This window comes from Aeoliella straminimaris, assembly GCF_024054565.1.
Taxonomy (GTDB): domain Bacteria; phylum Planctomycetota; class Planctomycetia; order Pirellulales; family Lacipirellulaceae; genus Aeoliella; species Aeoliella straminimaris.
Genome location: NZ_JAMXLR010000092.1, coordinates 470,657 through 487,042 on the forward strand (window position 1 = coordinate 470,657; position 16,386 = coordinate 487,042).

Below are 16,386 nucleotides of genomic sequence, written 5' to 3' on the forward strand. Positions count from 1 at the left end.
TCGCCCGGCGCCCGCCACCAACGCGAGCTACTTGAACCGGCACCGTTGATTTGCGATATTCAGGTTTCATTCTTATGAGGAACATAGGCGATAGGAGCGCTGTGGGCATGCAGATTTGGCCGGCCATTGACTTGCGAGGGGGTAAGTGCGTGCGGCTGCGCCAAGGCGACTACGCCCAGGAGACGGTGTTTAACGACAACCCGGTCTCGGTGGCGCACTCGTTTCAGGCCGCCGGCGCTCAGCATTTGCACATCGTCGACCTCGATGGAGCCCGGGAAGGCCTGCCGGTCAACCTTCCCGCCGTGCAGGACATCGTAGCGGCTGTGGAGATGCAATGCGAGCTTGGCGGCGGTGTCCGGGACGAACAGTCCATCGCCGAATTGCTGGGATTTGGCCTCGATCGCCTGGTGGTCGGCACCTCGGCCATCAAACGCCCCGACTGGTTCCGCCAGACATGTCAGCAGTTTCCTGGCAAACTGGTACTGGGCATCGATGCCCGCGACGGACTGGTAGCCACCGACGGATGGCTGGAAACCAGCAGCGTTTCGGCCATTGAGTTGGCCCGGCAGTTCGAAGACGAGCCGCTGGCCGCCATTGTTTACACGGACATTGCCACCGATGGCATGATGTCGGGCCCCAATGTTCGAGCGATGCAGGAAATGCAGGCAGCGGTTAATGTGCCGGTAGTGGCCTCCGGCGGTGTGACCACCATTAAAGACGTCCGCGCACTGGCCGAGGCAGGTCTGGCTGCGGCAATCATCGGGCGGGCATTGTACGAAGGAGCCTTTGAGTTGAGCGAGGCGATTGAGGTGGCCAACGCGGCCGCTTGAGTCAGCCCCGAGGCGGATGGGCCCGCCTGGCAGCACGGCGTTGTTCGCGGCGGCCAACACTTACGAGCGGTATATCAATAAAAGGACCAACCTCCCTGCGTGGAAGGTTGATCTCTTCTCAACGAATGGAGCGATAGATGTCTAAGCAAGTCGATGACCTGAGGAACATCGCCGTTTGCGGCCACGGATCGGCGGGGAAAACCTCGCTGGTCGATCACCTGCTGGTGAAGACGGGCGCCGTGCAGGGCAACCCCAACGTCGAGGCTGGCACGAGCATCTGCGACTTCGACGAAGAAGAAAAGCATCATAAGCACTCCATCGAAGCAGCCATCACTCACTGCGAACACAACGGCAAAGAATTCACCCTCATCGACACGCCGGGCTATCCCGACTTGATTGGCCAGACTATCGGCGCGCTGCGCGGCGTGGACAACGCCCTGATCGCTATCGATGGCCACGCCGGCATCAAAGTGAACACCCGCCGGGTATGGAAAGAAGCTGGCGATCGCGGCCTGGGACGTATCCTCTGCATCACCAAGGTCGACGACCACAGTGTTGACCTGCCCGGATTGACCGAGACCATCGGCGAAGTATTTGGTCCCCAGTGCGTGCTGTTCAACGTGCCACTGGGTGCCGGCGACGATCTGAAGGGCGTGGCCAGCACCATTGATCCACCCTCCGACACCAGCGGCGCCGTGATGGACGTCGCCGAACTGCACGAAAAGGCAGTCGAGACCATCATCGAAACCGACGACGCGGTCATGGAGAAGTACTTCGAAGGCGAAGTGCCCAGCACCGCTCAACTGATGGAGTTGGCCAAAAAAGGCATCGCCGCCGGAACGCTTACGCCGGTCGTCTGCGTGTCGGCCAAGAACGACATCGGCACCACTGAACTGTTGGACCTGTTGACCACGGTTACCCTGTCGCCGGCCGACATCGAGCGGACCGCCAAGAAAGATGGCGACACCGTGACACTGAAGCCTGATCCTTCGGCACCGCTGGCAGCCCAGGTGTTCCGCACCCGCATCGACCCGTTCGTGCAGAAGCTGAGCTTCATTCGCGTGATCTCCGGCACCTTGAAGAAGGACGACACCGTCGAGACGCCCGGCGAACGGAAGGGCATGAAGGTCGGCCAGTTGCTCAAAGTGCAGGGCGAGAAGACCGAGCCGGTCGACTCGGCTGGCCCCGGCGAGATCGTCGCCATCGCCAAGAACGAAACCTTGCACACGGGCGTTTCGCTGGGCGAAGTGCAGTTGCCTTCGATCAAGTTCCCGCTGCCGATGGTCGGCCTGGCGGTCTCGCCGAAGAGCCGTGGCGACGAGACAAAGCTCTCCTCGTCGCTGCACAAGCTGGCCGAAGAAGATCCCACGATTCACGTCGAGCACGACGAAGAGACGCACGAAACCGTGCTGACCGGCATGAGCGAGTTGCACCTGCAGCTCATCCAAGAGCGGCTCAAGCGGCGCGACCACGTGGAGATCGAAACGCACGACCCCAAAATTCCCTATCGCGAGACGATCCTGCAAGACGCCGAGGGAATGTACCGCCACAAAAAGCAGAGCGGCGGGGCAGGGCAGTTTGCCGAGGTGCACATCCGCATGTACCCTCTGCCCGAGGGGACCGACATCGACGAGTACGCCACCAAGGCCCGCTTCCCGCAGTTGAAGAACGTGCACTACCACGAGGGCGCCAACTTCCTGTGGGTCGACACGGTCGTGGGCGGAGCGATTCCCGGCAACTTCATGCCCGCCATTGAGAAGGGCTTTCTCGAGCGCATCACCAACGGCGTGATTGCCGGCTGCAAGGTGCAGAACGTCTGCGTCGAGGTGCACTTCGGTAAGGACCACCCGGTCGACTCGAACGAAACGGCCTTCAAAATGGCGGCCGCCAAGGCGTTTGCCGAAGTATTCCAGAAGGCCAAGCCGGTGCTGCTCGAACCGATGGTGATGATGCATATCACCGTGCCGGCCGACAATGTGGGCGACGTCTCCAGCGACCTGGCAGGCCGCCGCGGCCAGATGGTCGGCATGGACTCGGCCGGCGGCGGTATGACGACCGTCGAAGCCAAATGCCCGCTGGGCGAGGTAACGACCTATGCCCGCACGCTCAGCAGCATGACCGGCGGCCAAGGCAGCTACACCATGGAGTTCGCCAACTACGAAGCCGTGCCGGGCAACGTGCAAGCGGAGATCCTCGCCAACGCCAAGGTGAAAGCGGACGAGGAGTGAGCGGCAGCTCCATGAGATTGATTTGCATTGCGCGAGAATCCTTACCGTAGCCCGGAATCGCTAATGTGGGGTCCCAACGAGGGGCCCTTGCGATGGCGAATTATTCCGGCGGTCTTGAGCGTTTGCACAGGCGCGCTTATTGCGATCTACGGAATCGCTATGCTAGCCATCGGAGCTCACTACGAATACGTCGAGCAAGGTCCTTGGTCGCGAGATTTTCTGCTTCTCTTGACCGGGGGAGGGCTTGCGACTGTTTGTGGATTGAGTTGGCTGTTGGCCGGAATCCTCTGTTACCTCCGTAAATGGCGAGTCGCGGGCGCATTGTGGTTGATCGGAGGGGTACCGCTCGTCGGGTTCATCGCACTCGTCCTCGTTTTTCCGGAAGGCTAGCATTCTGACCATTTGGGCAAAACCCTGAGAATCTAGCCACGGATGAACACCGGTAAACACGGATGTTCGAGATGGTAAAGCTCAATCGCCGTTCCGAGACCTGAATCGCACCTCGGCGGCCCTATCCGCTTGTTTAGAACAGGAGGCCGCAGAGAAAACAGAGGGGAGGATTCATTCGTTCTCTGTTCTCTCTGTTTACTTCTGTTCGTGTATATCTATGCGATTAGGCGGGGTAGTCAGTTGGGCAATTGGTGTCCTTTGGTGTTCATCCGTGGCTGGACTAATTCCTGTCAAGAACTCACTGCCTCGAAATCCAAAACCATCGCCGAGACGCTCGCCGCGGGGAAGGTCCACTCGCTGAGCGAGCCTTCCAGCTTACGCTCTCTCGGCGCGATGTCGTCTGGGTTGTAGCGGGTGATTTCGTTCATCGGCTCGGTGACGATCTCGTGTACCACGCCGCCTGTGATCTGGTGCCCCGAGATGGCGAGGGTGGCGCGAATGTTCTTGGTTCGCTCGGTGTTCGCCACGTGCAGGTAAAGCTTGCCGCCCGAGACGCTCGAAACGATGTCGAGCCCGTCCGGAGTCTTGGTGACGTGCGTTGCATGAGTGCCGCTATGCTTGCGGTACAGGCTCATCACCCGGGCGACCGGCATCATGAACGCCTTGCCTTTGAACGCGGGCACCGGAATCATCACGGCGTTCACCTGCCAACGGGTGCCGCAGAAGTCGGCCGCGGTGGCGATCTTCAGCACGTCGCCATGTCGCTGATGGTTGTTGAGGATCCGCGCGTACGACACGCCCGCCGCCCAGGTACTGGAAATATCGCAGCGGTCGCGGCCCGGGATGTCGAAATGGCACTCGGTCATCGCCAGCGGGATGTCGATGCCACCGAGCGAGTCACGTACCTGGCGAATCTTCGCGTCGTGCGGCTTCCAGGCGTTCATCAGTTGATGCCAGGTTCGCGCGGGATCTTTGCGGTACTCGAATCGCTCGAGCACAGGGTGCTGGCGATCGTCGGGGTTGAACATGTGGTGAAACGCCAGGTAGTCGAGATGTTCGCCGGCTATCTCGGCCATTCGCGGTGCCCAACCGCTGTCGCCCCAGCCGATGAGCCGTATCTCTGGATCACGCTCGCGCATTGCCTGGCCGAACTCCACGGTCTTTCGCGCCGTGGTATCAAGGTCGAACCCCTGGCGGTCGTAGGAAGTCTCGTTGCCAATCTGCCACAGCTTGATGTTGTACGGATCGGGCGAGCCATGGGCCGCACGCTCGGTGTGGCCCGGTTCGTTGCAGTAGGCCACCCACTCGGCCGCCTCCTGGGCCCCGGCGGTGCGAATGTTCCCCCGGAAATCCTTGTATCGCTCGCGGCCGTCCGACTCGAAGTTCACGCACATCAGGGCCTCGGCGCCGACCTGTTGGCAGAAGTCGACAAATTCGCCCGTGCCCACCTGGTTCGACTCGATGCCACCCCACAGCAGGTTGTGCATTGGCGGACGCTGGTCCCGCGGCCCCACGCCTTCGCGCCAGCGGTAGTAATCGGTGTAGATACCTCCCCATCGCATCAGCGAAGGGTTCAGTTCACGGGTGGTCTCCACAACGTCGGCCCGCCACTGCATCTGGTCATGGTCCCAGGCGGCCTCGACCGATCCGTCGGTCGCGCCCAGTGGTTCCATGAACTGCATGTACAAATGGGGCGACAGCTCGTACGTGGGCGTCGGATCCACCACCAGGTTCGCTGCTTGGCTATTAGGCGTTTGGCCGACCGCCAAGCGGCCGCCCGCCGCTACGGCCGCAGCCGAGGTGAGGGTCTGCAGAGCCTTGCGTCGCGAAATTTTGTGCTGCATCACGCCTGTGGTCCTTTGTCCGCATAGGGGCGAGGGAAGAGAGCTTTCGCCCATCTTAACAGAACCCACACCCGCAGCGTGCGGAATCGGACAGTAGGGTCACACCGGGAGCAGCGAGGGGAGTCCGCCCGCCCTCGACAGCGGGGCAGGGTGCCTTAAAATGGCGACGTCAAGGTAATTCTTGCTTCCGGTCCTACGCAGGCAGCCGCCGGCCGCCTGACCGCCGGAAATTTGCATAAAACTTCTTTCTAACGAGGCCCTCTTATGTCTTCTATCATCGACATTCATGCACGTCAGATTCTCGACAGCCGCGGCAATCCCACCGTGGAGGTCGATGTCACGTTGGCCGACGGTTCGGTTGGCACCGCCGCAGTGCCCAGTGGCGCCAGCACCGGTGTGCACGAGGCATGGGAACTTCGCGACGGCGACAAGGGCTTCTTCATGGGTAAGGGCGTGCAGACGGCCGTTACCAACGTGAACGAAAAGATCGCCGACGAGCTGGAAGGCATGGACGCGCTCGACCAGGTTGGCATCGACCAGATGATGATCGAACTCGATGGCTCGCCCAACAAGAAGAACCTGGGCGCTAACGCCATTCTCGGTGTTTCGCTCGCTACGGCTCATGCGGCCGCCAAATTTTGTGGCCTGCCACTGTACCGCTACCTGGGTGGTTCGAATGCCCGGTTGCTGCCGGCCCCGATGATGAACATCCTCAACGGTGGTGAGCACGCCGACAATTCGGTCGATATCCAAGAGTTTATGGTCATGCCGCTTGGCTTCGATAGCTTCAGCGAAGCACTCCGCTGTGGTACCGAGATCTTCCACAACCTGAAGAAGGTGCTTAGCGACAAGGGCCTCAACACCTCGGTGGGCGACGAAGGTGGTTTCGCGCCGGACCTCAAGGCCAACGCCGAAGCGTTCGACGTGATCCTTACCGCCATCGAAAAGGCTGGCTACAAGCCGGGTGAGCAGGTGTGGTTCGCTATGGACTGTGCCGCCACCGAGTTCTTCGACGCCGACAAGAACATCTACAAGATCGACGGCAAAGAACTCGATCCCGCCGGCATGGTGGACTTGCTGGCTGGTTGGGTCGAGAAGTTCCCCATCTGCAGCATCGAAGACGGCTGCAGCGAAGACGACTGGGCTGGCTGGAAACTGCTGTCCGACAAGATCGGCAGCAAGTGCCAGTTGGTGGGCGACGACTTGTTCGTCACCAACGTCGAGCGGCTGCAACGCGGCATCGACGAGGGCATCGGCAATTCGATCTTGATCAAGGTCAACCAGATCGGTACCCTCACCGAAACCATTGATGCTATCAACCTGGCCCACGACAACAGCTACACCAGCATCGCTTCGCACCGCAGTGGCGAGACCGAGGACAGCACCATCGCCGACCTGGCCGTGGCCTGTGCCACCGGTCAGATCAAGACCGGCTCGGCCAGTCGCAGCGACCGGATGGCGAAGTACAACCAGCTGCTCCGCATCGAAGAGATGCTCGGCTCGGCCGCCGTGTATGGCGGACCCAAGTTCGCGGCCAAGCTGTAACTGGCGGCAGGCATTCGCTGCAGCCGTTGCACAACGGCTGGAAACGCCAAGATTTGTTCCTCCCCGGCGAATAAGTGAATGTTAGGACGCACAATCCTGAGTGTTCACCTATTCCAGCGGGGAGGATCTATCGATGCGCGCTGCTAATAAGAATCAAGTGGTGCTATGCGCCATTGCCGCGGTTCTGCTGCTGTGTTCGCTGCCCACCACCTGGGCGACCATCAATAATGCTCAATTGAACTTCAACGGTGGGCCGTTTGGCGATGGCGGCTTCCAGATGACGATGCCAACGCCAGCGATGAGTATTGATGTGACGGGCCTCAATGGCTATGTCACCCTGGGCGTGAAGATTCCCATCTGGCTGCTCGCGGTCGCCGGTGCCGGTGCTCTGGCCCTGGCAGCGCTCAACGCTGCTCAAGTCACCAAGGTGCCCCCGGTTGCGCTGCTGGTCGCGCTGGGCGTGGTGGGATTGTTCTTCGCGGTCGGCCTGGTGGCCATGCTCGGCGGCGACGCCACACTGGGCATTGGCTACGTGCTGGCCTTCGCGGGATTGGGGCTTGGGGCGTGGCAGGTCATCGCCCAAATGGGCGGAGCGAGTGCTACCGCAAGCGGCCAATAGCTGGTGTCGGAGCGCACTGACAGGAGTAGTTCGAATCTATCCCCATAGGTTTCGTAGACGCAGTGATTTCTTTAGTCGGTTGAGGGTGGGATACTGGCGGACCAGATGAGCGGCGTGGGTACGTACCAAATTTTCCCCAGCTTCCTCACCTAGGGCCTCGCGGAGGTCGGCAAGCAGGTCGGCCGCCAGTTCGTAGTTGACTGTTCCGCGTGCAGCTACGAGGTGGTCGATCTTCGGCAGCCATTTGCGAGGGTTTTCTGACATCTCCCGCAGGCGCGCTAGCCGTTGCCGTTGCAGTTTCTTGGCCTCTCGTTTTTCGGCTGCTGCTTTGCGGCGACTTTGCTGATCCCGTTCGACCTCCCGAAGTTGCGATGATCGTTCCAGCAGTTCTCGTGGCGACCGCCTCAGCGAGAATGTGGGCCACACCGGCTTGGTTGCCTTGCGGCGAATCGCGGCGAGAGTCCTCGCTTTGAGACGGGCAGCGTCCTCCGTCAGGAACTGCTTGAGCAAGTGCTTCGCTTCCTTGAATTGGAGACTTGTGGTCCATTCTTCGATCTGCTCCTCCTCTGACGAGTTCGCGGGTGTGTCGGTCGTTCCCTCCGCGGCAGCAGCCAGGGTGGGTGGATCAATCCCCCAGAAACTGCAGCACAGGTTGAACGATTCCACCCAATCGGCCAGCCCTGCTGGGACGGGCGGTTCGCTGGACTCCAGTAGATCCAACCGCTCATCCAGCGCCGCTGCCAGCCACATCAAGTAGAGTGCGCGAAGATCGGCGTCCAATAGCCTCTCTCGCAATCGGACCATCGAATCCATGTGCTCGTCCAGGTCCCACAGTTCCTCGAGAGAACCTGATTCGTAGTAGGGCGCTAGCGTGAGGATGCCTCCACAGCCGCTGCGGTCGGGGGTCCAGGTCAGTTCGCCCGTGCCAACATACTTGGACCAAGTGACCTTGGCAAAAGGAAGGCCATCGGGCAACCGGAAGGCCGCTGTGCGACATCCAAAGTTAGCGTAATGCAGATGGACGTCGTACCCATGTCGCAGCAGGCCTTTCGTATCACCGTGAAAGTCACCGTAGTTGTACTCATTGGTAAACGACCATCGCGTGATTTCCGCCCTGGTCGACTGTTTGCGGGCGTAAGCCAACTCCTTGTCGGTCAGCGGTCGGTCCACCGCGCGAAACTCGATATATTGATACTCACTCATACCGAGACCTTCTGTTGAGTTGTAGATCTCGCTAGTCCACCGCTAGACTGTGAGATGGCACTCGGACTTGCCAAACAGCTTAACGGAACCACTCCTTTTACAGACCGAGGGTCATGATAAGGACCCATCGGATCTTCCACGACAGCTACCGCAGCTTCAATCCTTCACCATCTCCCGCACCCGCTCCACCGCTTCGGGTAGCGAGCCGAGGTACACGAGTGTTCCGTCGTGGTCGATCACCGCGGTTTGCGGGATGCCCCGCACGCCGTAGGCGGCAGCTGTTGCGCCGAAGCCGCCATCGGCGGCGGGCTTGTCGATGGCCAGGGGATAATTGATCCCCCGGCCTTTGGCAAACTCCACCAGGTCCTTCACTTCCGAGCCCGCGGTGTGCAGGCCGACCACTACCACGGGCTCGTCGGCAAACTCGTCGGCAACTTCGTTCATTTCTTCGATCTGCGCGACGCAGGGGCCGCACCAGGTGGCCCAGAATTCCAGCATGACGATCTTGCCATCGGTGTCGATGGCATTGGCCGGGCCGGCAGCGGTGAGCCATTCGGCCGCCGCAATGGCTGGCGCCGGTTCACCGTAGCGGAGTTTGGATTCGATCGACCGACTCAGGGAAGGATGGCGTAGCACGTAACTGCAGGCGTCGCTCACCGGGCCGGTCAGGCGACTTGTCGCTGGTCTGCCAGGGCCGTCGCCGGTTACTCCGTGGTAGTCGACGATCAAGGTGTCTGCCGGGGCCGCCGCCGCAAACGCATCGGCGGGCAGCTGGTCGACAAAATCAACACTGGTGACCTCGCTTATATCCAGCAAATAGACCTTGCCTTCGCGCAAGCGGGCTTCGATGCGAAGTTCAGGCAAGCGGAATCCATTCTCGCACTCCTTGGCGCCAAACTGCCAGATGCATTGGCCACTTCCACCTGATCGCGTAGTGCAAAGCCGGTGAAGAAATCCCGAAGTGGCATCGGCCACGATCTCCACGCTCTCCCTATCATTTCCAGTGAGGAACAAGAATTCATTGCCCACAACCTCTCCTTCCTGAGGCAAGCGAGCAGGCATGATAGTCACAAAATCGCGCAAACTATCAACGTGGAAGTGAAACTGCGTGCGCGGTTGGACGGTTAATTGACGGTTGCTGGCGTCGTGGTATGCTCCTTCGCTGCCGTTATATAGCGTGTAGTCGTTGCCAGGAGGATCGTCGTTTTTGGCTTGTGGAAGCCTTTCGCTCTTGCAGCGAATGCCATCAAACGTCACCCGCTTTTCGGCGAATCTCAACTCGTTACCCGTCCATTTCTTGTACAGCGCCCGAATGTCTGGCACCGTCTCCACCGCTACAGCATCGAGCGACTCCCGCAGTGTGCCTAACGGAAGGTCGCACGATCCCAAGTTTTGACGCGCAACCGCGACCCCGGTGGCCTGGCTGAGGAGTTGCCGCTGCTTTGTTATTTCCATGGCCATCTTTTCCGGCAAGTTGGTTTGCTCGACAGGGATCGCGAGGGACCCGGTGCGTTCGAAGCGAAACTCGACCTCCGAGGTCTCTCCAGCAACCAGAGTCAGCGGCTCGGATTCGGTGGTCTGTGGTGTGAGGAACCGCGGATTCGCTTCGGTGAGAATACGCACTTCTCCGACGGGCAGGATCGCCTCGAATTCGCCTTCGGCATTGGTCCCGCGATAGTCGCAAACCGCCTGTTGGGAGGAGAGATAATGGGGCTCCTGCATCGACTCAGTCTGGTAACGGAAGTGGACACCCGCCACTGGCGAACCATCTTCCACGTCAACCGCCCGCACGAGCACTTTGGAAGCCTCCGGCAGGCGATACTGCTGCTCGGTGGTCGGCTCCTCACTTACCGTGAGGCTGACTTCCGTCGGCGACAGCAGCGCACCCGGCGGTGGTTCGAGGATCAGTCGATACTCGTCGGGGTGCAATTGGAGCCTGGCGACGCCACTCTGATCGGTCACGGCGTCGGCACCGACGAAGATGGACTGCCGCCCATGGGCCAGCACTCTCGCGCCTTCGACCGGTTGCCCAGTGCCTTGTGCCACGTGAATCTCGACATCACGCGGGCGCTGGAACACACCGATGTACATGCCATCGCCGGAGAAGATGGTGTTGCGGACGTCGCGGGCCTCGGGCCGTCCGGCGGTATACATCGTGAAGGTCTTGGTCCCGAACCGGGGCCCTGGATCGATGAGCGTCAAGTAGTCGGTGCTCTCACGCAAATGGGGCAGCGAAAAACGGCCCTGCTCGTCGGTGCGTGCTTCGCGTAGATCGGCGGGCAAAAAGCGAATCGCCGCAAAGCCGACGGACGGCACGTTGCGATTACCCAAATCGGTCGAGTAACTGCATCGCCAAGTCCCTCGTCCTTCGCGTCGGGGAGGTTCTTGGATGAATCCCACTTGCACCAACGCATTGGCGAGCGGTTCACCTCGGTCGTCGGTTATCAGTCCTTCGAACACGGCCGGCGGGCTGAACTCGAGTGTGAGCGGAAAGCTGCGGTCGATGTAGTAATGGTGTTGCTCGCCGCCGTTGGCCTCTTCCACTCGCTGCCCGATGAATTTGATCTCCGGAGTCCAAGTGAAGCCGAATCCGTCGGCCACGCCGTACACGCAGAATTCGCCTTCCGTCGGTCGCGTTTCCGGCGCGGAAGGATCGCGCCCGGCGAGCACTTCGAGCTCCAGCTCAAAGTGACCGTCATCGCCCGAGGTGGTCTCGATGGGCTTGGGGTCGTGGTCGACACTGCCAACGTCGGGCGTGTCGATGGCAAACACTCGCGCGCCGGCCACCGGGTTGCCCTGCTGGTCGACGGCCACGCCAACCACGTGAACTCGATAGATTTCCCCGAAGCCGCCACGACCGATGGCCGTTTCGACGTTGCGGACTACTTTCGCTTCGCGTCCTCCCTCAGCGGCGTGACTCACGGTGGCTAAACAAGTCGTAGCCAACACCACCACACCGGCAACACGCGCTGACAGCATTTCTGCCTCCCTCAGTTCCTGTAAAGAGTGTATGGCCAACGACTGCAAATCGATTCTATGGCCTTTCGCTAGCGGTGGCAAGAAAAGCGATTCTCTCGGTCGGGCACTTAGAATCAGTCGCGGATCGGCGCGGATTCGAGCAGATGTGCGCGGATCGGACTGCTGCAAAAGTGTGTTTCCACGGCCTGGTGCAAGACCACTGCTATAAGTGAGATCGGTGTGGCGCGACAACACTCAGAATCCGCGCGCATCCGTTTCAATCCGCGCCGATCCGCGACCAATTTCTTCCAGGCCCGACAAGAAAGCTCTAAGCCAGCAGATCGTGTACCACGTTGCCGTGCACGTCGGTCAGGCGGAAGTCGCGGCCCGCGTAGCGGTAAGTGAGCTGTTCGTGGTCGAAGCCCAGGCAGTGCAGCATCGTGGCGTGCAGGTCGTGCACGTGCATTGGTTTTTCTGCCGCGCGGAAGCCGAATTCGTCGGTGGCGCCATACACCTGGCCACCTTGGATACCGCCCCCCGCCATCCACACGCTAAACCCGTGGTGGTTGTGGTCGCGGCCGTTCATCTTGCCCTGGTTCGAGCCTTCTTTGGGCAGTTCCACCACCGGGGTGCGGCCGAACTCGCCACCCCATAGGATGAGTGTTTCGTCCAGCAGCCCGCGCTGTTTGAGGTCGGTCAGCAGCGCGCCGATGGCCTGGTCGCTCTCTTGGGCCAGTCGGGCATGGCCCACTGCAATGTCGTCGTGGTGGTCCCAGGGCTGGCCGTCGCCGTGCCAGACTTGGACAAAACGTACCCCTCGCTCGACCAGTCGCCGGGCTACGAGCATCTGTCGCGCCTGCAATCCTTCGCCATACATGTCGAGGATGTGCTGCGGCTCGCGGGACACGTCGAACGCGTCGGTCGCTTCGATCTGCATGCGGTAGGCCAACTCGTACGACTGCATCTGCTGCTCGAGTTGCGGATCACCCAGCCGCTGGTCGGCGTGTTGGTCATTGAGCGCTGCCAGCAGATCCAACTGGCTTCGCTGGTCGCGGCGAGCGACGCGGTTGTTCTTGATGTTGTCAATCAGGTCTTCGACCTGTTGGTGCCGGGTGTTCACGTACGTGGCCTGGTACACGCCCGGCAGGAAGCCGGATTGCCAGTTCTGCGATTCTTGAATCGGATAGCCAGGGCACAGCGACACAAACGCCGGTAGATTCTTATTCATGCTTCCCAGGCCATAGGTAACCCAGGAGCCAACGCTCGGCCGAATCAGCCGCCCATCGCCACAGTTCATTAACAGCAGCGAGGGCTCGTGGTTTGGCACATCGGCGTGCATCGAGCGGACCACGCAAATGTCGTCGATGCACTCGGCAACGTGCGGAAACAGATCGCTAACCTCGATGCCGCTCTGCCCATACTTGCGGAATTTGAAGGGCGAGGGGAGCGCGCCGCCAGTGGGTCGCTCGGTGCCGGGGTTGTCGTAGGGCAGGGGCTTGCCGGCGTAGCGGTCGAGGATCGGTTTGGGATCGAACGTATCGACGTGCGATGGACCGCCGTTCATGAACAGGTGAATGACATGCTTCGCCTTACCCGGGAAGTGCGGCGTACGGACCGCGAATGGATCGGTAGCGCCGCTGGCCGATTCGGCCAGCAGACCACCCGCCATGAGCGCGCCCATGCCCATGCCGGCTTTGGCGAAGAACTCGCGGCGCGAAACGGTAGGAGGCATTCGATGGGGCATGATCTAGACTCTCAATCGTGACAAGCTTTTTGCTGATCCGAATTGCAACCAAAGGTTACGCGGAACGGTGTGGATTCAATTCTTGGGTTCTGTGGCTGCGGGTTTTCAACAGGGCGAATCTCGGACGTTTGCGGTCTCGGTCACACGCCGGCTGGTGGCGAGCTTCTTTCTCGACCGCTACTTATTCACCATTCTTCACCCAGGGTAGCGTTTGGGCTCGTGTTACTCGCCCGCACGCAACCCTGGGCTACGATGACGAAACCACTTCGGGGTAGTTGTCTGCGACGTAACGCTCACTCTAATCCGTGTTTATCCGTGTTCATCCGTGGCTAAAACTTCTTCACTTAACCTGACTCGCGGCTTTGGTTTCTCCGTTCCTTCTTCGTCCTTCTGTTCAAAACCTACTAGTCCACGTACAAAAATTCGTTCGACATCAACAGCACTTGGGCCAGTTGCGACCACAGGTCGAGCGGCTCGGCGGCGGGGCCGTGGAAGCCCTGTTCGGTGTGCCAGGTCTGGCGGTCGCCCGTGGTCTCGAGCGTAACCGTAGCGCGCCACTGATAACTGTCATAAGCGTCGTTCTGGCGGCAGGCCACGACAAAGTCGATGTGTTCGCCGGGGGCGACGGTTTCCAGTCGCACCGGTGTGGACTGGGTGCCGTGCTCGACGGTCCACTGGCCGACGATGCCTTGGTGCGACGAAACAATCAGGCCATCCACGCCATCGCCCTGCTGTTCAGGGCGGTGCAGCTCGCCTTCGATCACCAACGTGCCTTCGCGCGGGGCGGTCCAGCGACGGATGGAACTCATCTCGGGTGACTGCCCGGGGTGGCCACCGGTGGGGCTGACCGACACGTAGCCAAACTGCTGATCGGCGGGGAAGTTGCCTTTGGCCTGCCAGCGGTTCTCCATGAAGTGCGGCAGTGGCTCGAATTGCACGTAGCCCGCGTCGATGCGGCCAAAGCCGTAGCTCCATTCGTCGGGGGGCAAGGTCTCGGGCATCTGACGAGCGATAAACTGCCGCGCCAGTTCCAATTCGCCCTCGGTCGGCTGGCGAGCCAGAATGCGCTGATACAACTGCTCCACCCGCTGGCGGTCCGAAGCGGCGCCGGCGGTCGAACTGCTGAGCGCCGTAGCCACCCGTTCGGCAAGTGCGCCATTCATCAGGAACAGCGCCTGCTGCGGCACCAGCGTATGGGCCCGCTCCGGGGAGTGGGCATCGGGGCTGGCGAAGTCGAACGTGCGGAACACATTCGGCAGGTTCTGTCGGTCGATGTGGGCGTAGAGTGTTCGCCGCGAGCCGCCATTGCCGGCCACAATGTTCTCCGACTCGCCACCCACGCGGGTGTCGAGCTGGCCGGCCACTTTGAGCAACCGATCGCGAAGCGACTCGAAATCGAGCCGGCGTCGATTCGCCCGGCCCCATAAGGCGTTTTCAGCATCCGCTGCCAGCAGTTCGTCGCTGGGATTGCTCGACTGCTGGTAAGTGCTGGACATGACAAGCTGTCGCACCAACTGTTTGAGCGACCAACCGCTGGACTGCAGGTCGACGGCCAGCAGATCGAGCACCTGTTGCTGCCGGGGAGCATCGCACCGGAGTCCAAAGTCGCTGGGCGTACTGACAAGTTGCTCGCCGAACAAGTGACCCCACACGCGATTCACGAACACGCGGGCGGTGAGCGGGTTTTCGGGGTGCACGATTGCCTCGGCGAGTTCCAGACGTCCGCTGCCCGCCTCGACCTCGGGAGCGAAGCTGCTAAAGAACTCTGGGAAGCCACGCTCGACAATCGGTCCGCGGTTATGCGTGGCGCCGCGAATGAACACGCCCACGTTTTCCGGCTTGTCCTTGTCCACCAACCGCAGGGGATAGGTGTCGTCCTGCTCCTCACGCGAACTCTCCAGGATGCCATACAGGGCGTAGTAGTCTTCGTCGCTCACAGGATCGTATTTGTGATCGTGGCACCGTGCGCATGCCACCGATAGGCCCATCATGCCGCGAAACACCACGTCGATGCGGTCGGCGGCAATGTCGGGCCGGTTGTTCACAAACCGCCGGCCGAGCGTCACGTAGCCCTGGGCCGCCAGGTGCTGCTGATCGTCGGGCGAGTCGCCCATCAGGTCGGCCGCCAGTTGGTACATCATGAACCGATTAATCGGCATGTCGTCGTTCAGGGCGTTGATTACCCAGTCGCGATACTTGTACGCATGGGGGAAGTTGCGATCCTCGGTGAACACGTACCCCTTGGTGTCGGCAAACCGGGCAAGGTCGAGCCAATGCCGCGCCCAGCGTTCGCCGAACTGGGGCGAGGCAAGCAACCGATCGACCAGCTTGGAGTACGCCTCAGGGTCACTATCGGCAACGAAGTGCTCAATCTGTTCCTGTGTCGGTGCGAGTCCCACCAGGTCGAAGTACAACCGCTCGATCAGCGTTCGCTTCGATGCCTGCGGCGAAGGCGCTAGACCTGCTTCCGATAGCTTGTCGACAATCAACCGGTCCACGTCATTGCGGCTCCAGCCGGTGGAGTCTTCCGGGACCTCAGGACGCACGGGCTTTTGAAACGCCCAGTGATCAGCCGCCCGGCTGGCGATGGTGTCGAGCTCGGGCGCCGCGCCGTCGCGAGGGTCGGGCGCGCCCATGGCGATCCACTCTCGGAACGCGGCGATCACTTCGTCCGGCAGCTTCTCACCCGGCGGCATCTGCAATGCGGCGTCGCTGTGTTCGATAGCCTTCAGCAGTCGACTGGCATCGGGCTTGCCCGGCACAATGATCGCACCACCGCGACCTCCACGGAGGACGCTCGCGCGATTGTCGAGCGCCAGTTCACCCTCGGTAGTGCTATCGGCCTGCGAATGGCAACCGTAGCACGAGTCAGCGAGCACCGGCCGGATGTGCTGTTCAAAGAAGTCGACGCCTTCCTCCGCGGTGGCTGGTTGTACCAGCAGCGGAACAAGAGCCATCGCCACAGCCACAAGCTTCTGGGGACGATTCATCGCACTATGTTGTGAGAAAGGAACACTTTTGGCGG

Annotated in this window: 9 protein-coding genes; 4 read left to right on the plus strand and 5 right to left on the minus strand. The window is 60.9% G+C overall.

Annotated features, from left to right (window positions below):
• The first annotated feature begins 107 nt into the window (after positions 1-107).
• Together hisA and NG895_RS27645 are read left to right on the plus strand one after the other, a co-directional pair.
• Positions 108-830, plus strand: a complete 723-nt coding sequence (gene hisA / locus NG895_RS27640; RefSeq protein WP_252855804.1) for a 1-(5-phosphoribosyl)-5-[(5-phosphoribosylamino)methylideneamino]imidazole-4-carboxamide isomerase — start codon at positions 108-110, stop codon at positions 828-830.
• 137 nt (positions 831-967) lie between these two features.
• On the plus strand, positions 968-3,058 hold the full coding sequence (locus tag NG895_RS27645) for an elongation factor G (RefSeq protein WP_252855805.1): 2,091 nt from the start codon (positions 968-970) through the stop codon (positions 3,056-3,058).
• A 680-nt stretch (positions 3,059-3,738) separates the two neighbouring features.
• Here NG895_RS27645 and NG895_RS27650 read toward each other — a convergent pair.
• Positions 3,739-5,292, minus strand: a complete 1,554-nt coding sequence (locus tag NG895_RS27650; RefSeq protein WP_252855806.1) for an alpha-L-arabinofuranosidase C-terminal domain-containing protein — start codon at positions 5,290-5,292, stop codon at positions 3,739-3,741.
• 264 nt (positions 5,293-5,556) lie between these two features.
• Between NG895_RS27650 and eno the strand changes: the two genes are divergently transcribed.
• Entirely contained in the window at positions 5,557-6,837 is a 1,281-nt protein-coding gene (eno, locus tag NG895_RS27655) for a phosphopyruvate hydratase (protein ID WP_252855807.1), read from the plus strand.
• Between the two features lie 133 nt (positions 6,838-6,970).
• A complete protein-coding gene (locus tag NG895_RS27660; RefSeq protein WP_252855808.1) occupies positions 6,971-7,456 on the plus strand; it encodes a hypothetical protein in 486 nt (161 codons plus the stop codon).
• Positions 7,457-7,492: 36 nt separating this feature from the next.
• On the opposite strand, the gene NG895_RS27665 is transcribed toward NG895_RS27660, so the two are convergent.
• From NG895_RS27665 to NG895_RS27680, 4 genes are all read right to left on the minus strand, one after another.
• On the minus strand, positions 7,493-8,659 hold the full coding sequence (locus tag NG895_RS27665; protein WP_252855809.1) for a hypothetical protein: 1,167 nt from the start codon (positions 8,657-8,659) through the stop codon (positions 7,493-7,495).
• A 156-nt stretch (positions 8,660-8,815) separates the two neighbouring features.
• Complete coding sequence (locus NG895_RS27670; RefSeq protein WP_252855810.1) at positions 8,816-11,638, minus strand: TlpA disulfide reductase family protein; 2,823 nt, start codon at positions 11,636-11,638, stop codon at positions 8,816-8,818.
• Between the two features lie 307 nt (positions 11,639-11,945).
• Positions 11,946-13,361 carry a DUF1501 domain-containing protein gene (locus NG895_RS27675; protein ID WP_425267266.1) on the minus strand — a complete coding sequence of 472 codons (1,416 nt, stop codon included), beginning with the start codon at positions 13,359-13,361 and terminating at the stop codon, positions 11,946-11,948.
• Positions 13,362-13,765: 404 nt separating this feature from the next.
• Positions 13,766-16,351: a PSD1 and planctomycete cytochrome C domain-containing protein gene (locus NG895_RS27680; protein ID WP_252855811.1), complete on the minus strand. Its 2,586-nt coding sequence runs from the start codon at positions 16,349-16,351 to the stop codon at positions 13,766-13,768.
• Between the last annotated feature and the right edge of the window lie 35 nt (positions 16,352-16,386).